Annotated in this window: 20 protein-coding genes; 10 read left to right on the top strand and 10 right to left on the bottom strand. The window is 73.1% G+C overall.

Annotation, left to right across the window (positions count from 1 at the left end; genetic code table 11):
- The first annotated feature begins 42 nt into the window (after nucleotides 1–42).
- Nucleotides 43–609, top strand: a complete 567-nt coding sequence (locus ACNHYB_RS11910; protein ID WP_418275555.1) for a GNAT family N-acetyltransferase — start codon at nucleotides 43–45, stop codon at nucleotides 607–609.
- Between the two features lie 15 nt (nucleotides 610–624).
- Here the strand turns inward: ACNHYB_RS11910 and ACNHYB_RS11905 are convergent, their stop codons facing one another.
- The gene (locus tag ACNHYB_RS11905) at nucleotides 625–1,806 is read right to left on the bottom strand and encodes a LacI family DNA-binding transcriptional regulator (protein ID WP_418275554.1); all 1,182 of its coding nucleotides are present in this window, start codon (nucleotides 1,804–1,806) and stop codon (nucleotides 625–627) included.
- A 267-nt stretch (nucleotides 1,807–2,073) separates the two neighbouring features.
- Here ACNHYB_RS11905 and ACNHYB_RS11900 point away from each other — a divergent pair, with 267 nt between their 5' ends.
- The gene (locus ACNHYB_RS11900) at nucleotides 2,074–3,288 is read left to right on the top strand and encodes an MFS transporter (RefSeq protein WP_418275553.1); all 1,215 of its coding nucleotides are present in this window, start codon (nucleotides 2,074–2,076) and stop codon (nucleotides 3,286–3,288) included.
- A gap of 123 nt (nucleotides 3,289–3,411) precedes the next feature.
- Here ACNHYB_RS11900 and ACNHYB_RS11895 read toward each other — a convergent pair whose 3' ends face one another.
- Complete coding sequence (locus ACNHYB_RS11895; RefSeq protein WP_418275552.1) at nucleotides 3,412–5,028, bottom strand: solute carrier family 23 protein; 1,617 nt, start codon at nucleotides 5,026–5,028, stop codon at nucleotides 3,412–3,414.
- A gap of 139 nt (nucleotides 5,029–5,167) precedes the next feature.
- On the opposite strand from ACNHYB_RS11895, the gene ACNHYB_RS11890 reads away from it, so the two are divergent.
- Nucleotides 5,168–5,554 carry a YchJ family protein gene (locus ACNHYB_RS11890; protein ID WP_418275551.1) on the top strand — a complete coding sequence of 129 codons (387 nt, stop codon included), beginning with the start codon at nucleotides 5,168–5,170 and terminating at the stop codon, nucleotides 5,552–5,554.
- Between the two features lie 94 nt (nucleotides 5,555–5,648).
- Nucleotides 5,649–6,551, top strand: coding sequence for an HNH endonuclease (locus tag ACNHYB_RS11885; protein ID WP_418275550.1), 903 nt, complete (start codon nucleotides 5,649–5,651; stop codon nucleotides 6,549–6,551).
- Nucleotides 6,552–6,605: 54 nt separating this feature from the next.
- Here ACNHYB_RS11885 and ACNHYB_RS11880 read toward each other — a convergent pair whose 3' ends face one another.
- The 3 genes from ACNHYB_RS11880 to ACNHYB_RS11870 form a co-directional block, all read right to left on the bottom strand.
- Complete coding sequence (locus tag ACNHYB_RS11880) at nucleotides 6,606–8,285, bottom strand: NERD domain-containing protein (protein ID WP_418275549.1); 1,680 nt, start codon at nucleotides 8,283–8,285, stop codon at nucleotides 6,606–6,608.
- Nucleotides 8,286–8,347: 62 nt separating this feature from the next.
- Nucleotides 8,348–8,560, bottom strand: coding sequence for a hypothetical protein (locus tag ACNHYB_RS11875; RefSeq protein WP_418275548.1), 213 nt, complete (start codon nucleotides 8,558–8,560; stop codon nucleotides 8,348–8,350).
- 134 nt (nucleotides 8,561–8,694) lie between these two features.
- Nucleotides 8,695–9,402 (bottom strand): DUF4352 domain-containing protein, encoded by a 708-nt coding sequence (locus ACNHYB_RS11870; RefSeq protein ID WP_418275547.1) that lies wholly within the window; start codon nucleotides 9,400–9,402, stop codon nucleotides 8,695–8,697.
- Between the two features lie 414 nt (nucleotides 9,403–9,816).
- Here ACNHYB_RS11870 and ACNHYB_RS11865 point away from each other — a divergent pair, with 414 nt between their 5' ends.
- From ACNHYB_RS11865 to ACNHYB_RS11855, 3 genes are read left to right on the top strand one after another with little or no spacing between them, the layout of a single operon-like run.
- Nucleotides 9,817–11,025, top strand: coding sequence for a sensor histidine kinase (locus tag ACNHYB_RS11865; RefSeq protein ID WP_418275546.1), 1,209 nt, complete (start codon nucleotides 9,817–9,819; stop codon nucleotides 11,023–11,025).
- A gap of 37 nt (nucleotides 11,026–11,062) precedes the next feature.
- Nucleotides 11,063–11,701: a response regulator gene (locus ACNHYB_RS11860; RefSeq protein ID WP_418275545.1), complete on the top strand. Its 639-nt coding sequence runs from the start codon at nucleotides 11,063–11,065 to the stop codon at nucleotides 11,699–11,701.
- A 38-nt stretch (nucleotides 11,702–11,739) separates the two neighbouring features.
- Nucleotides 11,740–12,042 (top strand): putative quinol monooxygenase, encoded by a 303-nt coding sequence (locus ACNHYB_RS11855; RefSeq protein WP_418275544.1) that lies wholly within the window; start codon nucleotides 11,740–11,742, stop codon nucleotides 12,040–12,042.
- 118 nt (nucleotides 12,043–12,160) lie between these two features.
- On the opposite strand, the gene ACNHYB_RS11850 is transcribed toward ACNHYB_RS11855, so the two are convergent.
- Nucleotides 12,161–12,484, bottom strand: a complete 324-nt coding sequence (locus tag ACNHYB_RS11850) for a hypothetical protein (protein WP_418275543.1) — start codon at nucleotides 12,482–12,484, stop codon at nucleotides 12,161–12,163.
- A gap of 130 nt (nucleotides 12,485–12,614) precedes the next feature.
- On the bottom strand, nucleotides 12,615–13,952 hold the full coding sequence (locus ACNHYB_RS11845) for a M20 family metallopeptidase (RefSeq protein WP_418275541.1): 1,338 nt from the start codon (nucleotides 13,950–13,952) through the stop codon (nucleotides 12,615–12,617).
- A gap of 253 nt (nucleotides 13,953–14,205) precedes the next feature.
- On the opposite strand from ACNHYB_RS11845, the gene ACNHYB_RS11840 reads away from it, so the two are divergent.
- From ACNHYB_RS11840 to ACNHYB_RS11830, 3 genes are all read left to right on the top strand, one after another.
- Nucleotides 14,206–14,979: a class I SAM-dependent methyltransferase gene (locus ACNHYB_RS11840; protein ID WP_418275540.1), complete on the top strand. Its 774-nt coding sequence runs from the start codon at nucleotides 14,206–14,208 to the stop codon at nucleotides 14,977–14,979.
- A gap of 10 nt (nucleotides 14,980–14,989) precedes the next feature.
- Nucleotides 14,990–16,285: an endonuclease/exonuclease/phosphatase family protein gene (locus ACNHYB_RS11835; RefSeq protein WP_418275539.1), complete on the top strand. Its 1,296-nt coding sequence runs from the start codon at nucleotides 14,990–14,992 to the stop codon at nucleotides 16,283–16,285.
- A gap of 243 nt (nucleotides 16,286–16,528) precedes the next feature.
- Nucleotides 16,529–17,638 (top strand): ScyD/ScyE family protein, encoded by a 1,110-nt coding sequence (locus ACNHYB_RS11830; RefSeq protein ID WP_418275538.1) that lies wholly within the window; start codon nucleotides 16,529–16,531, stop codon nucleotides 17,636–17,638.
- A 61-nt stretch (nucleotides 17,639–17,699) separates the two neighbouring features.
- On the opposite strand, the gene ACNHYB_RS11825 is transcribed toward ACNHYB_RS11830, so the two are convergent.
- Genes ACNHYB_RS11825 through ACNHYB_RS11815 form a run of 3 tightly spaced genes read right to left on the bottom strand, consistent with a single transcriptional unit; the run spans nucleotide 17,700 to nucleotide 22,560 of the window.
- On the bottom strand, nucleotides 17,700–18,677 hold the full coding sequence (locus ACNHYB_RS11825) for an NAD-dependent epimerase/dehydratase family protein (RefSeq protein WP_418275537.1): 978 nt from the start codon (nucleotides 18,675–18,677) through the stop codon (nucleotides 17,700–17,702).
- Nucleotides 18,674–21,526 carry an alpha/beta fold hydrolase gene (locus ACNHYB_RS11820; protein WP_418275536.1) on the bottom strand — a complete coding sequence of 951 codons (2,853 nt, stop codon included), beginning with the start codon at nucleotides 21,524–21,526 and terminating at the stop codon, nucleotides 18,674–18,676. The genes ACNHYB_RS11825 and ACNHYB_RS11820 overlap by 4 nt, the downstream gene beginning before the upstream one ends.
- Nucleotides 21,523–22,560 (bottom strand): 3-oxoacyl-ACP synthase III, encoded by a 1,038-nt coding sequence (locus ACNHYB_RS11815; RefSeq protein ID WP_418275535.1) that lies wholly within the window; start codon nucleotides 22,558–22,560, stop codon nucleotides 21,523–21,525. The genes ACNHYB_RS11820 and ACNHYB_RS11815 overlap by 4 nt, the downstream gene beginning before the upstream one ends.
- Nucleotides 22,561–22,575: the final 15 nt, after the last annotated feature.

Raw genomic sequence — 22,575 nt, 5'->3', positions numbered from 1 at the left:
CGTCCGCGCCCCGCGGGCACTCTCGGGTTAGGGTGCCTTCCCGTGACCGACGTGACGCCCCCGAGCGCTCCCCTGCCCGTCAGGACGAGCCGACTCGTGCTGCGCACCTACGCCGAGGACGACGTCGAGGACCTCCTCGACTACTACAGCGACCCCACCACGGCGCGGTTCCTCCTGGAGGACGCGTGGACCGCCGAGAACGCCGTGGAACAGGTGGCCCGCCGCATGGCGCGCACCGGCGTGGACGGCCCCGGGTCGGCGCTGGCGCTCGTCGTGGAGCACGAGGGCACCGTCGTCGGCGACGTCTCCCTGTGGACGACGGGTGACACCGTGTCCCGCGGGGAGGTCGGCTGGGCCTTCAACCCGAAGTTCACCGGCCGCGGCTTCGCCACCGAGGCGCTGCGCACCCTGCTCGGGATCGCGTTCGACCGCTACCGCATGCACCGCGTCGTCGCCCAGCTCGACGCCCGCAACGACCGCTCCGCGCTGCTGTGCGAGCGCGTCGGGATGAAGCGCGAGGGCCACCTGCGCGCCGACTGGTGGTCGAAGGGCGAGTGGACCGACACCCTCGTGTACGGGATGCTCGCCCGCGAGTGGCAGCGGCCCTGACCGAACCGACGGTGCTCAGGCCGAGTCGCGGACGACGAGCGACGTCGGCAACGTCATCGCCGCGGGCTCCGCACCGCCCACCAGCTCCATGAGCAGACGCACCATCTCGGCGCTGATGCGCTCGTACGGCTGCCGCATCGTCGTCAGCGCCGGATGGAGCTGCTCGGCCACGCCGTTGTCGTCGAACCCCGCCACCGCGACGTCACCGGGGACGTCCCGCCCGGCAGCCTGCGCGGCCACCAGGGCACCCGCCGCCATGAGGTCGCTGTGGACGAACACGGCGTCCAGGTCGGGATGGTCGGCCAGCAGCCGCGCCATCGCCCGGCGCCCGCTCTCGCGCGTGTAGTCGCCGTGCTCGACGAGCGCCGGGTCGAACAGGTCGCCGAGCGCCTCGCGGAACCCCTGCAGGCGCAGCACACCTCCCGGGGTGTCCATCGGACCGGTGATCGTGGCCACCCGGCGGCGTCCCGCGTCGAGCAGGTGCTGGGTCATGGCACGGCCCCCGGACAGGTCGTCCGCCGCGACGTAGGCGACCTTGTCCTCGTAGCCGAGCGGCACGCCGCACGCGACCGTCGGCACGTTCAGGCGGAGCAGCTCGGCGAGCATCGGGTTGCCCGCGTGCGAGCTGATCAGCAGCACGCCGTCGACGTGACCGGCCTCCACGTACCCGGCGACCCGACGGCGCTCCTCCGCGGTGCCCGCCACGAGCAGGACCATCGGCATCTCGCGCGTCGCCGCCGCCTCCGTGGCGCCACGGAGCAGCCGGGGAAAGTTCGGGTCCTCGAACAGCAGGTGCTGCGGCTCGGTGAGCAGGAACGCGATGCTGTTGGCGCGGCCCGTGACCAGCGACCGGGCGTGCTCGTTGGCGCGGTAGCCCGTCTTGCGGATCGCGTCCTCGACCGCCGCGCGCGCCTCGGGGGACACCCAGTGGCCCCCGTTGATGACGCGCGAGACCGTGCCCCGGGACACGCCCGACGCCGCCGCGACGTCACGGATCGTCGGACGCCGGTTCGGGCGTCGGGTCGTGCGGCGCCGGCTCGACGACGGCGCGGGCGACGACGGCGCAGGCGACGACGGCGCAGGCGACGACGGCGCAGGCGACGACGGCACGGGCGGGGACGGCACCGCGGCGGCGGTCGCGGCCCGGTCAGCGGCCGGAGGGACGACATCGGCGTCGCGGCTCGCAGTGCTGCTCATGGGGCTGAGTCTAGCCGCAGGCTGTGAACGTTCCCAGCCAAGGCGAGCAGGGACGCCGCACCGCCGGAGCCCCCCGCCCCGACCTTCTGCGCGCTTCTACGCGGCAGTTCGTGATCTGTTCGGCAGTCGCGACTGCCGCGTAGATCACGAACTGCCGCGTAGATCGCGGACTGCCCCGTAGATCGCGGACTGCCCCGCGCAAAGCCGCCGACCTCCGCGCACCAAGCTCTGCGCACAGCCCCCGCGTCCAGCCGTAGAATCGATTCGATGCCCGCCCAGACCGCCGTCGACACCCGCCGTGCCACCGTCATCCTCGTCGCGATGGCGACCTCGACGTTCCTCTTCGTGACCGTCGAGTCGCTGCCCTCCGGGCTGCTCACCCTCATGGCCCCCGACCTCGGTCGCACCACCTCCGAGATCGGGCTGCTCGTCACCGCGTACGCGCTCGTCGTCCTCGTGTCGTCGGTGCCGCTGGCCTGGGCGACCAGCCGGATCCCGCGGCGCTGGGTCCTGTCCGCCTGCTGCGGTGTCGCCGCCGTCGCCACGCTGTGGGCCGCACTGGCACCCACCTACGAGCAGATCATGGCCGCGCGGCTCGTCACCGGGCTCGCGCAGGCACTCTTCTGGGTCGCCGTCGTGCCCGCCACCATCGGCCTGTTCCCGCCGATCGTGCGCGGGCGCGTCATGTCGCGGCTCGCCGTCGGCAACTCCCTCGCCCCCGTGCTCGGCGTGCCGCTCGGCACGTGGCTGGGCGAGCTCACCTCGTGGCGCGTCACGTTCGCCGCCGTCGCCGTCGTGTCCGCCGTCGTCATGGTCATCGTGCTCGTGCTGTTCCCGACCGTGGCACCCCGCGCCGGCGGCGCCGCCGTCGCACCGCACCCCAGCGGCCGCCGGTTCGGCTTCCAGCTCGTCGCCACCGCCCTGGTGGTCACCGGCGCGTTCGCCACCATCACGTTCGCGACCCAGTACCTGCAGGACGTCAGCGGGTTCACCCAGTCCGACATCCCCGCGCTCCTGCTGCTGCAGGGCGGGGCCGGGGTCGTCGGGGCGATCGTCGTGGGCCGGTACCTGGACCGCTATCCCGCCGCGGCCGTGATCATCGGGTGCAGCCTCTACGGCGTCGGACTGCTCGGGCTGTGGACGTTCGGCGCGAACCCTGCCGCCGCGATCTTCTTCCTGGCGGTCACCGGGCTGTCGTTCTCCACGGTGCCGCCCGTGCTGTCGCACCGCGTCATGCTCGTCGCACCCCGCGGCACCACCATGGCGCAGGCGGTCTCGTCGTCGGTGTTCAACCTGGGCATCGCGGGCGGGTCGGCGCTCGGCGCGCTGCTCGTGGCCGTCGTCGGGGTGCAGGTCGTGCCGCTCGTGTCGGCCGCGCTCGTCCTGGCCGGACTCGGCGTCGTGCTGGCCGAGGAACGCCTCAACCCGCCGCTCGGGTCCGTCGTCGAACGGGTGGAGGACGCCGTCGCGCACGAGTCGTGAGCACGTGCGCGACGCTCCTCCCGGCGTCGACCGCCCCGCCGCGCAGGCGCGACATTGGCGACGACGGCGAGCTGGTCGCGCTGGGGCCGCACCACGGTGGTCACCACGGCGTCCGTCCCGGCCTCAGGAACGGCCGGTCGGGGCGTCGTCGTCGCCCACCGGGTCCGACGGGGTGACCGGGTCAGGCGTCGCAGCCGGGTCCGACGACACGGCCGGCTCCGACGACACGGGCGGCTCCGGTGACGCGAGCGGCTCCGGCTCGGAGCCGACGGCGACGGCGTCCGTGCCGGTGGTCGCGGCCGGTGCCGACACCTCGACGGTGCCGCCCGTGCCCGTCGCGGCGTCGTAGGTGAGGACGGCGGGCTGCACCGCGCGCAGGGCGTCGTGCGGGGCGACGTCCTGCGTGTCCTGCACGCCCTTGAGCTGATCGCCGTTGAGGAGCAGGTTCAGCAGGATCGCGGCGATCGCGCCGGCGCTGATGCCCGAGTCGAAGACGAGCTGGAACCAGGTGGGGAACTCGGCGTAGATCTCCGGCTTCACCGTCGGCAGCATCGCGACGCCGAGAGCCACGGCCACCACGAGGATGTTCTTGTTGTCGAAGCGCACCTTGCTGAGCGACCGGATGCCCGACGCCGCCACCATGCCGAACAGGGCGATCCCGGCGCCGCCCAGCACCGCGCTGGGCACGCCCTCGACGACGGCGCTGACCTTCGGCACCAGACCGAGCACCACGAGGATGAGGCCCGCCATCGTCGCCACGAACCGGGACGCGACGCCCGTCAGGCTGACCAGGCCGACGTTCTGCGCGAACGCCGTGTACGGGAACGTGTTGAAGAAGCCGCCGAGCATGGTGGACAGGCCGTCGGCGCGCAGACCGTCCGCGAGACGCTTCGTGCTCACCGGCTTCTCCACGATCTCGCCGACGGCGATCATGTCGCCCGTCGTCTCGACCATGATGACCAGGCCCACCACCAGCATCGACAGCACGGCCGCGACGGGGAACGTCGGCAGACCGAAGTGCAGGGGCGTGACGACGGCGAACCAGCCGGCGTCCCCGACGCCCGACCAGTCGACCTTGCCCATCGGCAGGGCCGCGAGCGTGCCCAGCGCGAGGCCGATCAGCACCGAGCAGCGGGCGATCGCCGACGGCGCGAACCGTTCGACGAGCACGATGAACAGCAGCGTCCCGGCCGCCAGCCCGAGGTCGGACGGGGCCGCGGACTCCCCCTGGCTCGTGATCCAGCCCGCGGCGACGTCCATCAGGGAGACGCCGATGATGAGGATGACGGTGCCCGTGACGATCGGCGGGAAGAACCGCAGCAGCGTGGAGAAGAACGGGGCGACGAGGACCATGAACAGACCCGTCGCGATGGTCGCGCCGAAGACGGCGGTGATGTCGTAGGTGGTGCCGATGCTGATCATCGGGCCGACGGCCGCGAACGTCACCCCCTGCATGATCGGCAGCCGCACGCCGAACCGCCAGAACCCCACCGACTGGATGATCGTCGCGATGCCCGCGACGAACAGGTCCGCGCTGATGAGGAACGCCAGGTCCGCCGCCGAGTAGCCCAGCGCCCCTCCCACGATGAGCGGCACCGCGACGGCGCCGGCGTACATCGCGAGCACGTGCTGCAGCCCGAGCGGGAAGAGTCGCGCCAGGCGAGGGATCTCGTCCACCGGGTGCTTGGTGGGCGGCACCTCGTCGACCTCTCGGGCCGCCGCGGCCACTGTGTCCGTCATCGCTGGTCCCCTCCGCCGGGCGCTCGCTGCGCGCAAGGTCGACGTTAGGGACGAACCGTTTCGATGGGATGACGGCGTGTTTCGGTGACGTGATTTCTTCGCGACGCGTGCCGGTCGGCTCGTGCCCGATCATGGGCGCATGGACGACCACGCACGCTGCCCCTGCCTGAGCGGACTCCCCTACGGCGAGTGCTGCGGACCTTTGCATCGCGGTGTCCGTGCGGCGCCGACCGCCGAGGCGCTGATGCGGTCGCGGTACTCGGCGTTCGTCGTGCTCGACGCCGACTACCTGCTGGCGTCGTGGCACGCCTCGACACGACCCCCGTCGTTGGAGCTCGATGCCGGCCAGCGGTGGTTGCGGCTCGAGATCCTGGCTGTGGACGGCGGTGGGCCGTTCGACTCCGTGGGGACCGTGGAGTTCGCCGCGCACTTCCGCGCCGACGGGCAACGCGGGCAGCTGCTCGAGGTCAGCCGGTTCGTGCGTGAGGACGGGCGGTGGTTCTACGTCGACGGCGACGTGACCTGACGCCTTGCGCGGGTGTGGCGGCCGGAGGGGTGAAAGTGCTCTGACCTGCACTGTCACCCTTGCCTGCTGCTCCGCAATCTGATGAGCTCAGGTCGTGGACACGGACGTCGAGAAGTCGATTCGCCAGGCCGTCATGGCGTGGGTAGGGCAACGGGCCGAGGCGAACGGCGGATTTCTTCGTCGAGAGGAGCTCCTCAGCTTCCGGCACCGCAACGAGAAGCTCCCCATCATCGACTACTCACGAGGAATCAGAAATCCCCGCGACTTCGGATCCACCCTCTCGATCGTGAGCGCCGCTGACGGCCCCTACGACGACACCGAGTCCGATGACGGTCTGCTGCACTACGCCTACCGTAAGGGCGACCCTTGGAGCGGTGACAACCGAAAACTCCGGAACGCGATGACCACCGGGATGCCGCTCATTCTCTTTCGCAAGGAGATTGCCAACATCTACACACCGATCTTCCCGGTGTATGTGGTCGATGACGAGCCGGATAATCGTCAGTTCCTCATCGCACTCGATGAGGCCTTCCGATTCATCCAGGACCCCGCACACCTCTCCGCCCCGCAGCGCGAGTACAGTCTCCGGCTCGCCAAACAGAGGTTGCATCAGCCCGCTTTCCGCACGAGGGTGCTGGTGGCCTACGAGACCCGCTGTGCGATCTGTGAACTCAAGCATGGAGCATTGCTCGACGCGGCACACATCGTCCCGGACGGTCACGAACTCGGCGCACCCACAGTCAACAACGGCCTTTCGCTCTGCAAGATCCATCACGCGGCCTACGACCAGAACATGCTCGGAATCACGCCCGACTACGAGGTACAGATCGATGGCGATCTACTCCGGGAGATCGACGGGCCCATGCTCAAGCACGGCCTTCAGGAGATGCACGGACGCAGGCTCTCCCTTCCGCGCCGCCGGCTCGACCGTCCCCACCAGGAACACCTGGCGTGGCGCTTCGAGCACTTCCGGGCGCGCCCCCACGCCAACCATTGACCAGTTCATCGTCGACGAGCGACGGCCCGACCCCGTCTCCGTGTCGTCGTCAGCTCAGCCCGCGCCGACGCCCTCCCACGCCTCCGCCTTCGCCAGCCGCCGGCGCACGCCCTCCCCGCCGACGTCCTCGATCCACGACCGATCCCCGACGACGACGAGCAGCGTCCGCGCCCGCGAGAGGCCGGTGTAGAGCATCTCCCGGGCGCGCGCCTCGTCGCGGACGCCGTTGACGGCCAGCACCACCACGGGACGCTCGAGCCCCTTGAACCCCAGCACGTGCCCGTAGAACACGTCGTCCTCGGCGAAGAAGTCGTCCCAGTAGGCCGCGTGCCCGGACGCGCCGATGACGTTCACCTGCTCGGGGTGCCGGCGTCCGGTCGCGAGCAGCGCCACCTGGCCGGGGTCCCAGCCTTCGTCGAGCAGCGCCTCGACGGCGTCGTCGGCCGCCTCGACGGCGTGATCGGCGGGGACGTCCACGACGCGCACGGGTGCGCCGTCGAGCCCGCGCGGCCGGACGACGTCGGGCGACAGCGCACCGAACACCTGCGCGATCTGCTTGGTGCTGCGCAGGTTCTCGTCGAGCGTGACGGGGACGAGGTCGATGGGCGCCCGTCCGTCGCGCGGGAAGACTCGCTGCGCGTCGTCGAGGAACACGTACAGGCCGCCGTGCTCGGCGTCACGCAGGCAGCGCAGCAGGGACGGCCACCACAGGTCGCCGAAGTCCTGCGCCTCGTCGACGACGACGGCGTCGAACAGGTCGCCGGGCGCACGTTCGCCGGCGAGGCGTCCGAGCTCGAGCGGCAGGTCCCGCTCCCAGTACTCGGGGTCGTCGTCGCGGCCGCCGGTCGCGCCCCAGGCCAGCGGCAGGTCGTGGAAGAGGCCCACGTAGGCGGGCCGCTCGCGCCGCGGCCACGTCGCGGTGATCCGTTCGAAGTAGCGTCCGAGGCCGCGCGAGTAGCACAGCAGCGCGACGCGCTCCCCGGCCCGGGTGCGACGTCGCGCCTGTTCCAGCGCGAGGTACGTCTTGCCGGACCCGGCGCCGCCGACGACGCGCATCCGGCGCACCTGGCACAGCGTGTCGAGCACGCGCGCCTGGTCGCGGGTCATCTGCTCCAGCCGCGTCTCGTGCTCCAGCGCCCTGGTCAGGTGCTCGGCCTGGCCGGGGAACCCGCCCGCGATCGACTCGACCAGCTCGTCGACCGCGAGCGCGTCGAGCGGGAAGTGGCCCTGTCCGTGCCGCTCGATGGCCCGTTTGACGCGGGCGACGACCTGGCCGGGGGACTCGAGGTCACCGCGGTCCAGCAGCATGTCGCGGGGGAGGTCGAGGGCCTCCCAGGTGGACGGCACGTACCGGTGCGGGAACGCCACGAGGTGGGCGGTGCGGGACGACGCCGCGAGGGCGCCGCGCTCGCGCAGCAGCGCCTGCAGCGCGTGCCGGGCGCCCTGCACCTGCGCCACGGGGTCGATGCGGTGCTGCCGGCTCCCGCTGCCCTGGTACCAGGCGCCGTCGGTGCGCTCGATGTGACCGCCCTTGACCTCGACGGCCGCGACTCCGACGCCGGGCCACGCGACGAGCAGGTCGATCTCGTACTCCTGGTCGTCCTCCTGCAGGTGGACGCCGTGGAAGAGGGCGGCGTCGTCAGGCAGCTCGGCGGCGAGGACCTCCCACACCGCCCGCTCCGCCCCGCCGTCGTCGTCGCGGAACCGGGGCTCGGGCGGCAGTGCGTGGACCATGTCTCGTTCGTACCGGATCAGACTGTCCGCGTCACGCCTGCACCAAGAGATCGTCGTCGTCGTCACCTGATTTCACCCTCTCCATCCATCGGTGGGCGGGTGAGGTGACCGTCACCCACCTGACGTGGTTCCAGCGAGAACCCGGACGGCGCCGCCCGGTCGTAGACGACGACGGCGTTCAGGTCGCGCAGACGGCGGCGCCACGTCGCGAGCCGGTGGCGATCCAGCCGGTCGACCGGCCCTCCGTGCCAGGCGTGGAGCTGCAGCGCGAGCATCTCCAGGTGGAGGTTGTCCAGGTGCCGACCCTCGACCCGCCACGGGAGCCGTCCCGTGCTCGGTTCTCCCCCGGCCGGCCGCTCTCCCTCACCCGGCGGGCCGAGTTCCTCCCGGCCCGCCCCGCGACGCACCGTCACTGCAGAGAGACCTCGACGCCGCCGGAGAACATCGAGTCGTGGAGCTGGAGCGTCGCCGGCGTCGCCTTCTTCGGAAGGTCGAACACGACCACACCCTCCACCGTGTTGCCCGGGTTGATCTCGTTGAGGAAGCTGTTCGAGTCGTCGAGGTAGATGGCGGCCTCGGAGTCCGCCGAGTGGGTGCGCCCCTCGGTGTCCACCAGCTCCTGGCTGCCGCCGTCGAAGTACTGCGCCTCGTCGCCGATGTTCTCCACCGACATGTGGACGAGCACGAACTGCCCCTGCGCCTCCTTGTTCAGGAAGTCGTCGCCGACCGTCTCCACGCCGTCCTCGACCTCGGTCACCGTGAACTCGAACTTGCCGTCCCGGGCAGGCTCGCCGATCGTCGGCAGATCGGCGGGCTCCGGCTCCGCCTCGGGCTCCGGCTCCGACGCGTCGGCAGCAGCGGCGACCTCCTCGGCCGCTGCGTCCGCTCCGCCGTCCTCGCTCGCGACCTGCGCTGCCGCCCCGGCGCCGTCCGCGTCGTCGCCACCACCGTTGAAGGCGCTGACCACGACCGAGAACGCCACCACGGCACCGATCCCGGTCAGGATCTTGTGGCGGGCGAACCAGCTCTTCCGCGGATCCGGCGGCTGCGGAGGCTGCGGCTGGGCGTACTGCGGGCCGGGCTGCGCGTACCCCGAGGGGTGCTGCTCATCGGACATCGGTGGCTCCTTCGTCGGACGGTTGATCGAACGAGTGAGATCCTCGAACGCAGGGGCCTGACGGCGGATCCCCCGTACGCCTCGACCCACCGACCCGATCGGTGGACCCGCACGCTCCAGGTCGACCCGATCGGTGGAGGTCCGGCGTCGGTGCCGACCCGTACGCTTCCCCGCATGCGTCCACCCCCGTCGAGCCCCGCGGTGCCGCCGCACGTGTCACCTCCGGCACCCAGCGGTTCGTCCGGTGCGCCCTCAGCACAGCCCGGACCGTTCCACGCGCTCGACCCCTACGCGCCGCTGCACCCCGGCGACCGCCACGGGGCACAGCCGCTGCCCGGCCCTTACGCCCCGCCGGCAACTGCCGCCCGCGATGCGATTCCGGCACCGGGCAGCCTCGGCCGCCGAGCGGCAGCCGTGTCGGGGTCGATCGGGGCCGTCGTCGTCACCTGGCTGTGCTCCATGCTGGGCGCGTCGCTCGCGAGCCCCGTCGACTCCACCGGCCAGGAGCTCTTCTTCACGCTCGTCTGGTTCTTGCTCGCCACCGCAGCGGCGACCGCCGTCTGGTGGCGCACGAGCCACCCCGTCGTCGTCTGCCTCACGACGGCCGCCGTCGGGATCCTCTCCCCGATCGGCGCCGTCGCCCCCCTGATCGCCCTGCCGTGGGTGATCGCGCGCACCGACCTGCTGCGCAGCCTGTGCTGCGGAGGCATGACGGCGCTCGCGCTGGCCGCCACGTTCTGGCGTGACTCCCGCCGCGAGGGCACGAACGTCATCTTCTCCCTGCCGGCCTCGGACACCGGGCCCGCCACGTACATGTCCCCGCTCGGGTACGCGGTCCTCGGGGTCGTCGTCCTGTGCATCGCCGTCGGTGCCGGGCTGCTGCGCCGCAACATCACGCGGGCACGGGCGGACGCCGCGGCGGCCCGCGACGTCGCCACCGCCGAGTCCCACCGGGCCGACACGTTCCGCACGCGGTCCGAGTCGTTGGAGACGGAGCTGTCGCGCCAGGAAGAACGCGACCTCATCGCCCGCGAGATGCACGACACGGTGGCCCACCAGCTGTCGCTGGTCTCGTTGCAGGCCGCGGCGCTCGAGGTGTCCTCCGACGACGCGGGGACCGGAGAGGCCGCGCGCTCGATGCGGTCCTCGGCCCACCGGGCGCTGGAGGAGATGCGCACGCTCATCACCTCGCTGCGCGAGGGTGCCGAGGACTACGCCGGACGGGACCGGACGCTCGACGACCTCGCAGACCTGCTCGACGGGGCGGGGTCGCGCGGGGTCGACCTCGTCGCCACCGTGTTCGTGCGGGACGGGGACGCCGCTCCGCCGACGTTGACGCGCACCGTCTACCGAGTCGTTCAGGAGTCGCTCACCAACGCGGCCAAGCACGCACCGGGCGCCCGTGTCGCAGTGAGCGTCCGGGCCCGGCCGGGCGACGGCATCGACGTCACTGTGCGCAACCCGACGGTGGCGCCCTCCGACGTCGTCCCGGGCAGCGGCGCCGGGTTGCGCGGGATGCGTGAGCGCTGCGAGACCCTCGGCGGCGAGTTCGACGCCGGCCGACAGGATGACGGGACGTTCCTCGTTCGCGTGCACCTGCCCTGGTCACCGGCCGTTCGGTAGCCGGGCACTGTCGCACGCTGGCAGTAGGGTCATCGACGTGGTCCGGGTGATGATCGTCGACGACGACACGATGGTGCGGCAGTTCCTGCGACAAATTCTCACCAAGGGTGGGCTGGACGTGGTCGCGGAGGCCTCCGACGGCGACGAAGTCGTGACCGCTGTTCAGGCTCATCGTCCGGACGTGGTGCTCATGGACCTGCGCATGGCGCGAATGGACGGGATCCGCGCGACCGCAGCGGTCGTCGCCCTGCCCTCGGCTCCGGGAGTCGTGGCCATGACGTCGTTCGACACGGAGTCCGCGATCCTCGACGCGGTGCACGCCGGCGCCGCCGGCTTCCTGGCCAAGGACTCGGGACCGCACGAGCTGGTCGCCGCCGTCGAGTCGGTCGCCGCCGGGGACGGCGCCCTGTCACCCCGTGCCGCTCGCGTGGTGATGGCACAGGTCGCCGCCGCTCCGACGGTACGCGGGCGACAGGACGCCCAGAAGGCGCTGGCGGAGCTCACCGACCGGGAGCGGCAGATCGCCGACGGGGTCGCGGCCGGGCTCACGAACGCCGAGATCGCGGCGCAGCTCTTCCTGGGCGAAGCGACCGTCAAGACGCACCTGGGCAAGGCCTGCCAGAAGCTCGGGGTGAACCGGGTGCAGCTGGCGCTGCTGGTGGACCGCGCGGCCTGAAGAGCCTCGTGTCGGACGGCGGCGCTACCGTCGGACGCATGACCTACGCCAACGTCGGCACACTCGGCGCCGTCCCCGGGAAGCGGGACGAGCTCGTCGCCCACCTGACGCAGCGCAGCCCGGAGCTCACCGCAGTGGGATGTCTGCTGTACGAGGTCGGTGTCAACGATCAGGAGCCCGACACCGTGTTCGTCACCGAGCTGTGGACATCGTCCGAGGCGCACCGCGCCTCCCTGGAGCTGCCATCCGTCCAGGCGTCCATCGCCGCCGCGAGGCCACTGCTGTCCGGGGAGTTCGGCGGGTTCGACTTCACCGTCGTCGGGTCACCGCTGCGCGACTGAGCGTGCGCCCGTGTCGCCTCCCAACTCGTTCGGCAGTTCGAGCTTCGTTCGGCAGTTCGAACTGCCGACCGAAGCTCAAGGTGCCGAATGAACCGAGCAGCAGGAGCCGGTCAGCCACCTAGCCGAGTTCGGTGCTGTCGGCGGCGAGGATCTCCCCGGCGAGGTCGCGCGGCGCCTGCGCCAGCCATGCACGACGCACCCAGTGGTTGAGCTGCTGTCCGTCGAGCGCGTCGAGCGACACGCTCACCCCGCCGGCGGTCGACACGGCGGCACCGATCTCGGCAGTCATGCGCTCCGTGTCGTCGCGGTCCAGCGCGAGCTCGATCCCCACGCCGGGCACCTCCGCCACGAAGACGACGTCGTGCACGCGGAACGCCCCGTCCGACTCGACGACGTCGGGCAGCGCGAGGGCCGCCTTGCGGAGCTGGGTCTCGGTGGTCATGGCTCCCACGCTCGCACGGACCTGCCCGATGCGCTCTGCCGTTGCCCCTTTCGTCGCCGAACAGGTGGTTGCGCCCGCAATGCCCGGTGAGACCGGCAGCGGCGGCCCGCGCGGCCTGGGGGCGGCCGGTTCAGTCGAAGTAGCGCGGCACGTCGATCGCGCCGCCGGCTGCGGCGAACTCGGCGTCCACCGCCACCCGCAGGGCGTCGTCGCACAGGTAGTCCAGCGCGGTGAGCGCCAGCCCGGCCGCGCCGTCGACGGCGGCCCGCACGGCCCGCTCCGACCCGGCGGCGGCCGCGAACTCCACCGTGTGCAGCGCGACGTCCGGGTCGGCGACCTGGATGAGCGGGTGGATGCCGGGCACCCGGAAGCTGACGTTGCCGAAGTCGGTGGACGCCGCGACCGTCTCGGGCACGACGCCGCCCGGCAGCACGTCGCGACCCCGCCGTCGTTGCGCGGCCACCCAGCGGCGGGTGAGCGCGGCGTTGGTGCGCACGGGCAGGGACGGGTGGGCGCCGTCGTCCCAGCCGATCTCCACGTCCGTGCCGGTCATCAGCGCGGCGCCGCGGGCGACGTCGTCGAGGCGTCGCGACAGGTCGCGCAGCGTGTCGGGGTACTTCGACCGGGCGTACAGCCGCATGACGGCACGCTCGGTGATGATGCTGGGTCGGGTGCCGCCGTCGGTCATGATCGCGTGCACACGGTCCGACGGCGGCATCTGCTGCCGCAGCAGCCCGATCCCCGTGTAGGCGAGGTTCGCCGCGTCGAGCGCGTTGCGCCCCATGAACGGCTGCGCGGACGCGTGGGCGCTGCGACCCGTGAAGGTCCAGGTCAGCAGGCGTCTGCCGAGCCACACCTGCTCGGCGACGTCCGCGCCGTACGGGTGCACCATGATCGCCGCGTCGACGTCGTCGAACGCTCCCGCCCGCGCCAGGACCTCCTTGCCGGAGTGCCCCTCCTCGGCCGGGGTGCCGAGCAGCAGCACCCGGCCCGACGGCGCGTCCGCGGCCTCGAGCACGTCCTTCAGCGCGAGGAACGCCCCGACGCCGGCCGCCGCGATGACGTTGTGCCCGCAGGCGTGCCCGATCTCGGGCAGGGCGTCGTACTCGGCGCAGACGGCGATGGTCGGGCCGTCGCCCCGCCCGAGCTCGGCCCGGAACGCCGTGTCGACCCCGTGGACGCCCACCTCGGCGGTGATGCCGTGCCTGGCGAGGAGATCGACGAGCAGTCGCGCGCTGTCGTGCTCCTCGAACGCCGTCTCCGGGTGGGCGTGCAGGGTCCGCACGACGGCGGCGAGGTCGGGCTCCAGCGCCGACGCGGCGGCGTCGACCACGTCCGTGAGCGCCGCCGGCGCACCGGCGTGCGTGTCCCCGGGGTCGACGGGGGCGCTGCGGCGACGCTCCTCGGTCTCTGCGGCCAGGTGGTCGAGGTAGGCGGTGCTGGGCGGTCGGGCTCCATCCACAGGCATCTCGCCATCGTACGGACGTCGTCGTGCGCTGTGCGCTCGGCCAGGACGTCGAGGTGCTCGATCGCCTCCGGCGCATGATGCCGGGACACCGCAAGCGCCGCGCGAGGGCGCGTTCCTGCGCGCCGTGACCAGCGGCGCACGAGGGCGTAGCGCCGCCACGGCTTGCCGGTCTGGCAACAGCGCTGTCGTGCTGGGAGATCCTGGGTGCAGCATGGATGCCACGCGCCGTCCGCCCGTCCCCCTGTGAGGTCCGATGCCCCGCCCCACCGTCCGGCTTCTCGACGACGTCCGCCCGGACGAGACCGACCACGAGTTCCTGCCCGGCATGTCGCGCGGCTGGCTGATGCCCTGGTACGACGTCGTGGCGCGGTTCCGCAGGCTGGGCCGGCTGTACCGGCGCACCGTCGAGGTCGCGGGCGTCGGAGCGGGCCAGCACGTCCTCGACGTGGGGTGCGGCACGGGGAACCTCGGCGTGCAGGTGCTGCGCACCGCGCCCGGCGTCGTCCTCACCGGCCTGGACCCGGACGGCGACTCGCTGCGCCGCGCGGCGCCCAAGCTGCGACGTCGCGCGACGGCCCCGGTCACGCTGGTGCGCGGGTTCGCGCACCGTCTGCCGGTGCCGGACGCGAGCCAGGACCACGTCGTGTCCTCCCTCGCCCTGCACCACGTGCCGCTCGCGGAGAAGGAGCTGCTCGCCCGGGAGCTCGCGCGCGTCCTGAGGCCGGGTGGCCTGGTGACCGTCGCCGACTTCGCGGGCGACCACGCCGCCGGGCACGGGCACGGGTCGGCCGGCCACGGGTCGGGCCACCACCGGCCAGGCCGGCACCAGCCGGGGCACGGCCCCGGCAGCCGGACGCACGACGCCGACAACGCCGACGGCGGCATCGAGCGCCTGCTGACGGCTGCCGGGCTGGTGGACGCCCGCGCCGTCGAGCGGATGCCCCTGCTGGGCGACCAGGTGGTGCTCGTCCAGGCGCGCCGGCCGAGTTCACCCGCCGTTGACGTCGGCGTCACAGGCACCGACTAGCGTGACGGTCATGCGACGAAGCCTCCTCACCGCGACCCTGGTCCTGACGGTCGGCCTGGCCGGCACCCTCGCGCCCCTCGCGGCGAACGCCGACGACGGCGCCCGTTCCGCGCGCGGCGACCACGGCACGCAGCCTGGCCAAGGCAACGGGCACGGCAACGGCAACGGCAACGGAGCCACGAAGAAGACCCTGCGGGTCGCGACGTACAACCTGTCGCTCAACCGGGCGAGCGAGGGCGAGCTCGTCGACGACCTGTCCACCCCGGACGACGCCCAGGCGCGCACCGTGGCCGAGGTCATCCAGCGCGCCGACCCGGGCGTCGTCCTGCTCAACGAGTTCGACTTCGACGCCGAGGGCGAGGCGCTCGACCTCTTCCGGGAGAACTACCTGGAGGTCGGTCAGGGCGGTGCCGACGCGGTGCGGTACCGGTACGCGTACACGGCGCCGTCGAACACGGGCGTGACGAGCGGGTTCGACCTCAACAACGACGGCACGGTGGGCGGCGGCGACGACGCGTTCGGGTTCGGCCTGTTCGAGGGCCAGTACGGCATGGCGATCCTGTCGAAGTACCCGATCGACACCGACGAGGTGCGCACGTTCCAGAACTTCCTGTGGAAGGACATGCCGGGCGCGCTGCTCCCGGACGACCCGACCACCCCCGAGCCCGACGACTGGTTCACCGACGCCGAGCTCGACGTCGTGCGGCTCTCCAGCAAGTCGCACTGGGACGTGCCGGTGCGGGTGGGCCGCGAGACCGTGCACGTGCTGGCCTCGCACCCCACCCCGCCGACGTTCGACGGGCCCGAGGACCGCAACGGCCGCCGCAACCACGACGAGATCCGCTTCTGGTCGGACTACGTCACGCCCGGCAAGACGTCGCGCTACGTCTACGACGACGACGGCGAGCGCGGCGGTCTGCCCGGCGGCGCGAGCTTCGTCGTCGTCGGCGACCAGAACGCCGCCCCGCACGACGGCGACTCCTACGACGTCGCGATCGACCAGCTCCTGGACAACCGGCGGCTCACGGACCCGATGCCGACGTCGGACGGCGCCGTCGAGGCGGCCGAGCTCCAGGGCGGCGCCAACACGACGCACACCGGCGACCCGGCGCTCGACACCGCGGACTTCGCCGACACCACGCCGGGCAACCTGCGCGCCGACTACGTCCTGCCGTCCCGTGACCTGCGGGTCCGTGACGCGGGCGTGTTCTGGCCGACGGCCGACGACCCGCTGTCGCGCCTGACCGGCACCTACCCGTTCCCGTCCAGCGACCACCGGCTGGTGTGGGTCGACGTGACCCTCTGAGCCGACGTACGACCCTCCGACGGGTCGCGGGGGGTGGAAGATCACCCTCGCGACCCGTTGGTGTATCAGCCCGGGGCGTCACACACTCATAGACGAGTGCTGCGTCGGCGTCGACGCAGTCGCCGGCTCTGGGCCCTCGGGCCTGTCGCGCACCCGCGGAGGCTCCGCGTCGAGCGCACCCGCGCGGCCTCCGGGCCCGCCCTCACATCGCTGTGCATCGCTGTGCCTCCCAGGAGCTCACCCATGAGACGTGCTCTGTCCGTCTGTGCGGCCGCCACGGCCGCGCTCGTCCTCGTCGCCGCCCCGGCCACGGCGCACGGGTCCAAGGACCCTCGCCCGCCGGCCTCCGAGACCATCACCTCCGGTCTCGTCACCCCGCTCAGCCTCGCCGTGGGCCCGAAGGGCACCACGTTCGTCAGCCAGAACTTCGCCGGGCTGCTCACCGCCGTCGACCGCGACGGCGACGCCACCGTCATCCACGCGTCCGCGGACGGCGCCGAGGTCGGGGCGCTGTCCTACGCCGACGGCGTGGTCACCTTCGCGGAGTCGGGCGCCGATCTCACGCTCCGCCGGCTCAAGGTCTCGACGAAGGGCGAGCCGCGCGGCGAGGCCCGCACGGTCGCCGACCTCGGCGCCTACGAGGAGGCGAAGAACCCGGACGGGAAGGTCGTGTACGGGTTCCGGTCCCTGCCGGCGTCGTGCGCGGCGCAGTTCCCGGAGGACTTCCCGGCGTCGTACCCGGGCATCGTGGAGTCCCACCCGTACGCGACGACGTCGCGCCGCGGCACCACGTACGTCGCGGACGCCGCGGGCAACACGATCCTGTCCGTCGACTCCCGGGGCAAGATCCGCACGGTCGCGGTGCTGCCCGCCCAGCCCGTGAAGATCACCGCCGAGGTGGCCGCGGGTCAGGGGCTGCCCGACTGCGTGGTCGGCAAGAAGTACTGGTTCGAGCCGGTGCCCACGGACGTCGAGGTCGGGCCGCTCGGCCTGCTGTACGTGTCGCTGCTGCCCGGCGGTCCCGAGGACGCCTCGCTCGGTGCCCGCGGGTCGGTGGTCGTGGTGTCGCCGTGGACCGGCAGGGTGCACACGGTCGCCGACGACCTGCTCTCCCCCACCGGTGTCGCGGTCGACAGCCGGGGCACCGTGTACGTGGCCCAGCTCTTCGGCGGCGAGATCTCGAAGCTGGACCGGCGTGGCAGCACGCCGGTCGCGTCGGTGGCGCTGCCGGGTGACGTGGAGCTCGACGGGTCGGACCTGCTGGCCACGGTCAACGTGCTCCCGCCGGACGAGACGAGCCCGCCCGACGGGCAGCTCGTGCGGTACTCGCTGAGCAAGCACGGGCACCGCTGACGCCTGACGGCCCCGCCGAGCAGCTGCTCGGCGGGGCCGTGGCGCGGGCCCGCGCACCAGGTCAGCGGGCCGTGCCGCCGTAGTGCGCGGCGAGCCGGCGGAACCCCTCGTCGATGCTGACGGAGGGACGCCAGCGCAGGTCGGCCCAGGTGGCCCGCTGGTCGAACCAGTGCGCCGTCGAGAGCTGCTCGGCGAGGAACCTCGTCATCGGTGGCTCGTCGGTGCCGGGGCGCACCCGCCACACCGCCTCGACCAGCCCGCCGGCACCACGCGCCAGGCCCGCGGGGACGCGGAGGCGCGGCGGTTCGACGCCCGCCGCGCGGCAGATCCCGGCCAGCAGGTCCGCGACGGGGCGAGGTTCGCCGTTGGTGACGACGTAGGCGCGCCCGTGGACGGCGTCGGCCCGGTCGAGCCCCGCCACGATGCCCGCGGCGGCGTTGTCCAGGTAGGTCGAGTCGATGAGCGCGGCACCGTGTCCGAGCAGCGGCAGCCGCCCGGACGCCGCACGGTCGATCACCCGCTCGACGAGCTGGGTGTCCCCCGGGCCCCACACGATGTGCGGACGCACCGCGACCACGCTGAACCCGCTGCGGTCACGGTCCAGGGCCAGCAGCTCCGACACCGCCTTGGTGCGCGCGTACTCCCCGCGCGCTTGGGCCGGGTCGGCGCGCTCCGCACCCACGCCCACCAGGGACGTTCCGGAGTGCGCCACCGACGGCGAGGACACCTGCACGAACCGGCGCACGTCCGCGGACTCCGCGGCGTCGAGCAGCACGCGCGTGCCGGTCACGTTCACGGCCTCGAACTCGGCCGGGTCCCCGGCGAGCGAGACCTTCGCGGCGAGGTGCACGACGGCGTCCACCCCGTCGAGCGCGGCGGCGACGGCTGCGGCGTCGGTCAGCGACCCGGAGGCGTCCTGCGCACCCGGCACGCCCGAGGGGCGGCGCTGGAAGGTCCGCACGTCCTCGCCCCGTTCGAGCAGGACACGTGCCACGGCACCGCCGAGCAGCCCGGACGCGCCGGTGACCAGCACGGTCACGGTGCACCCACCCGGCCGCCGTCGAGCACCCCCGACGCCCACCGCGCCAACCGCGCACGGTCGATCTTGGAGTTGTGCCGCACGTCGGTCGGCAGCTCGGGCACCACCAGGACGGCGGCGAGCGGCCGCGGTTCGTCGGCCGCGGCGCCCCCCGCGTCGGCTGCCGCGTCGGCTGCCGCAGGGTCGAGCGTGGCGTCACGCACGGCGTCGCGCACGGCGTCACGGACCGCGGCGTCGAGCGCGGCTCCCGCCAGGCCCGGCCGCCGCACACCCGCAGCCTCCACGACGGCCACCGCCTGCTGCACACCCGCGGGACCGACGCCCACGACGGCGGCCCGCCGCACGTCGTCGACCCGCTCCACGGCCTGCTCCGTGGCGACGGGCGCGACGGGACCGGACGGCGTCGTCAGCACGTGCGCGAGCCGCCCCTCGATCCACAGCCGGCCCTCGGGGTCCAGGTGCCCGACGTCCCCGGTGCGGTGCCAGTGCCCGGGCGGGGTGTCCCGCTCGGCGGCGACGTCGGTGAGCCACAGCCGGTCGTACCGCTCCTTGAGGTGGGGGGCACGCACCAGCACCTCGCCGAGCACCCCGGGGTCGGACGACGGCGCACCGGACGCCGCGCCGTCGTCGTCCAGGGCGCTGATCAGCACCTCACCGCCACCGACGGGACGGCCCACGCACACGCCGCCGTCGGGCGCGGACGCGGCCGCGCGGATGCCGTCGAGCGTGATGTCGGTGACGAGCAGGCACTCCGTCATGCCGTAGGGCGTGTGCGGGGTGGCCGCCGGCATGAGGTCCTGCGCGGAGGTGAGCATCGCCGCGCTGATCGGCGCGCCCGTCGACAGGAACGTCTCGACCCGGCCGAGCGCCTCGCGGTCCGCGTCGTCGAGCTCGCCGGCGGTGTCGACGACGTTCAGGATCGCCGCGGGCGACAGGAACACCATGCGCGCGTCCGACGCACGGACGGCGTCGGCGACCGCGCGCGCCGTCAGCGTGCGGGGCGCGGACACGTCCATGTCGGGCGTCACGGACCGCGTGCCGAGCGCCGGCCCGAGCAGCGCGAACGGCGCGAAGCCCGTCACCAGCCCGGTCTCGGGTCCGACGGCGAAGTGCTCCGCCAGGGCGTCGCGCAGGGCGGACAGCCGGGCGTGCGTGTACACGACGCCCTTGGCCGGCCCGGTCGAGCCGGACGTGAACAGCACGGCCGCCTCGTCTTCGGGGCCCGGGGCGGGAGGCAGGTCGAGGCCCTCGCCGGACCGGGCGACGTCGACGAGCTCGTGGTCGACGCCGAGGGCCCGGCGCACGACGGGGTCCAGCGGGTCCGCGGAGATCCTGGTCCCGGGCCAGCCGAGGGCGCGCGCCGCCGCCAGGCCCTTGCGCTGCGCGACGACGAACCGCGGCCACGCCCCGCGCTGCGCCCGGGTGAGGCCCTTGACGCCGAGCCCGGCGTCGGCGACCACCACGACGGCCCCGATGCGCAGGCACGCGTACACCAGTGCCGTCAGCGTCGGACCGGGCTGCACCAGCAGCGACACCCGGTCGCCGTGACGCACGCCGATGCCGTGCAGGCCTGCCGCGATGCGGCGCACCTGCCGCTCCAGCGCCCGCCAGCTCACCGCCGCGGGGCCCTGCCCCGTCAGGTCGAGCACGGCGGCCTCGTCCGACGTCGGACCTGCGGCCCGCTCGTCGAGCCCGACCCACATCCCCCGGAACGGGCTCTCCGCACCACCGAAGGCACCACCGTCGTCAGCACCACCGTCGTCAGCGCCGCCACCGTCCACCGCAACCGACGACGTGTCGGCGGCCCGGCCGTCGAGGGCACCGGATGCCGCGCGCTCGGCGGACGGAACCTCCGACCCTCCGGCCACCGCCGTCGACCCCAACCAGTCGAGGAGCGGGCCGGCATAGTCGACGTCCTCGGCGACCAGGTGCCCCGCCTGCTCGAACCGGTGGACCCGCGCGTGCGGGAGCCGGTCGACCAGGTCGTCGAGGTAGCGGTCCGAGAACACGGGGTCGCGCGGTCCCCACAGCATCAGCGCGGGCACCGCCAGCCGCGCGACGCCGTCGGCGATCCGGTCCAGCTCAGGGCGGCTGACGTGCTCCGGCGTCGCCGGGATGTCCGCGACGAATCCCTCGATGCCCGCCCGGTCGGACGCCGTCCGGTAGGGCAGGCGGAAGGCGTCGGCCACGTCGGCGTCGAGCCGCGGGCGGGCCAGCGCGAGCGTCGTCTCCAGGAACGCGCGCGTCGAGCGGGTGCCGAGGGGCAGCACCGGGCCCGCCGTGGCGAGCCGCAGCACCGCCGGGATCGGCACGTCCGCCGGCTGGTGGATGGCCGTGTTGAGCAGCGCGACGCCCGCGAGCAGGTCGGGATGGTCGACCGCCCAGCCCAGCGAGACCACGCCGCCCCAGTCGTGCCCCAGCGTGACGACGGGTCCCGACAGTCCGAGCGTCTCCGTGAACGCCCCCAGGTCCGCGACCCGCTCGGCGAGGGTGCGGTACCGACCCGTGCGGGCGGACAGCCCCATCTCGAGCTGGTCGACGGCGACCACGCGCCACGCGTCGACCACGGCGTCCGGACGCTCCCCCGCGGCCGCCGACGCCGCGACCGCACGGTCCGTCGCCGTCGCGAGCAGACGGCGCCACAGGTAGGACCACGTCGGGTTGCCGTGCACGGCCAGCACCGTGCCCACCGGTTCGATGCCGTGCATCGACAGGGCCGGGCCGTTGTCCAGGTAGTGCCACTCGCCGCCGTCCGACGCCGGGGAGGACGGGACGGACAGCACGTGGCTGAAGCGCGCGTCGAGACCCGGGAGCCCGGGCGGGACCGGGCTCGCCGACCGGACGATCACCAGGCCAGCTCCATCATCGCCGTGTTGATGCCGGAGCCCACGCCCATCAGGAGCACGCGGTCACCCACGCTCAACGAGTCCTGCTCGCCCGCCAGGGTGATCGGTACCGACGCCGGGCCCACGTTGCCGAACCGCGGGTACGTCGTCGGCACCTTGGAACGGTCCAGGCCCACGGCCTCCACGATCGCGTTGGTGTGCACCCGCGACACCTGGTGCGTCACGTAGCGGTCCATCGACGACCAGTCCCACTCGGCGACCGCGTCCTTCCAGGCGTCGACGACCAGCTCGAGACCGCCCTCCAGGAGTGCCTGGGCGTCCGTGAACATCCCGTCCGTGCTGCCGACGCACAGCCGGTGGTGCTGCGTCGCCGCCCGCGTGACACCGCCGAGCACCCGGTGACCCTCCGGGTGCAGGTCCGCCGGGCCGAGCACCGCCGCCGCCGACCCCGACCCGAGCGTCAGCGACGCGAACTCCTGCATGAACCCCTCACGGCCCGAGTCGAAGCTCAGCAGCCGCGCGATCGTCGTCTCCTGCACGTCGTCGGCGTCCTCGCCGTTGACGATGACGGCGTACCGGATCTGGCCGGACTCGATCATGCCCGCCGCGAGGCTCATGCCGTTGATGAACCCCAGGCAGGCGTTCGCGATGTCGAAGTTCACCGCCGAGCTCGGCAGGCCCAGGCCGTGGTGCAGGCCGACCGCCACCGACGGCTCCAGGTGCTTGCGCGTCACCGACGTGTTGATGAGCAGGCCGACGTCCTCCGGCCCGACCCCCGCCAGCGCGAGCGCCTCCAGCCCGGCCTCCACCGTGGCGGAGTCGGCGTCCTCGCCGGACGCCCAGGAGCGTCGCTCCTCGACGCCGGCCACCCGTTCGAGCAGCGACGACGGCAGCCGCAGCCGCTTGAGCGCGGGGGCGAGCCGGCGCTGCACCTCGCGCGACGAGGTGACGCCGGACGGCATCCGCCGCGTCACGGACAGCAACGAGACGTTGGTGAACCTGGTGGTGGCGTTCCCTGACACACGAGCTCCAGACATCCGGCCACTGGAGTG

The organism is Isoptericola jiangsuensis, from assembly GCF_048320105.1.
In the GTDB taxonomy this organism is placed as follows: Bacteria; Actinomycetota; Actinomycetes; order Actinomycetales; family Cellulomonadaceae; genus Isoptericola; species Isoptericola jiangsuensis_A.
Note: the sequence above shows the minus strand (reverse complement) of the source record. Positions and strands in the feature narration are given on the sequence as shown.

Coding starts and splice junctions, on each gene's coding strand:
- ACNHYB_RS11905 (WP_418275554.1), bottom strand. CDS start 1,806: ATGAGCAGCACTGCGAGCCGCGACGCCGATGTCGTCCCTCCGGCCGCT.
- ACNHYB_RS11895 (WP_418275552.1), bottom strand. CDS start 5,028: ATGACGGACACAGTGGCCGCGGCGGCCCGAGAGGTCGACGAGGTGCCG.
- ACNHYB_RS11875 (WP_418275548.1), bottom strand. CDS start 8,560: ATGCTCGCGCTGCAGCTCCACGCCTGGCACGGAGGGCCGGTCGACCGG.
- ACNHYB_RS11850 (WP_418275543.1), bottom strand. CDS start 12,484: ATGACCACCGAGACCCAGCTCCGCAAGGCGGCCCTCGCGCTGCCCGAC.
- ACNHYB_RS11835 (WP_418275539.1), top strand. CDS start 14,990: ATGCGACGAAGCCTCCTCACCGCGACCCTGGTCCTGACGGTCGGCCTG.
- ACNHYB_RS11855 (WP_418275544.1), top strand. CDS start 11,740: ATGACCTACGCCAACGTCGGCACACTCGGCGCCGTCCCCGGGAAGCGG.
- ACNHYB_RS11830 (WP_418275538.1), top strand. CDS start 16,529: ATGAGACGTGCTCTGTCCGTCTGTGCGGCCGCCACGGCCGCGCTCGTC.
- ACNHYB_RS11900 (WP_418275553.1), top strand. CDS start 2,074: ATGCCCGCCCAGACCGCCGTCGACACCCGCCGTGCCACCGTCATCCTC.
- ACNHYB_RS11815 (WP_418275535.1), bottom strand. CDS start 22,560: ATGTCTGGAGCTCGTGTGTCAGGGAACGCCACCACCAGGTTCACCAAC.
- ACNHYB_RS11840 (WP_418275540.1), top strand. CDS start 14,206: ATGCCCCGCCCCACCGTCCGGCTTCTCGACGACGTCCGCCCGGACGAG.
- ACNHYB_RS11845 (WP_418275541.1), bottom strand. CDS start 13,952: ATGCCTGTGGATGGAGCCCGACCGCCCAGCACCGCCTACCTCGACCAC.
- ACNHYB_RS11880 (WP_418275549.1), bottom strand. CDS start 8,285: ATGGTCCACGCACTGCCGCCCGAGCCCCGGTTCCGCGACGACGACGGC.
- ACNHYB_RS11870 (WP_418275547.1), bottom strand. CDS start 9,402: ATGTCCGATGAGCAGCACCCCTCGGGGTACGCGCAGCCCGGCCCGCAG.
- ACNHYB_RS11890 (WP_418275551.1), top strand. CDS start 5,168: ATGGACGACCACGCACGCTGCCCCTGCCTGAGCGGACTCCCCTACGGC.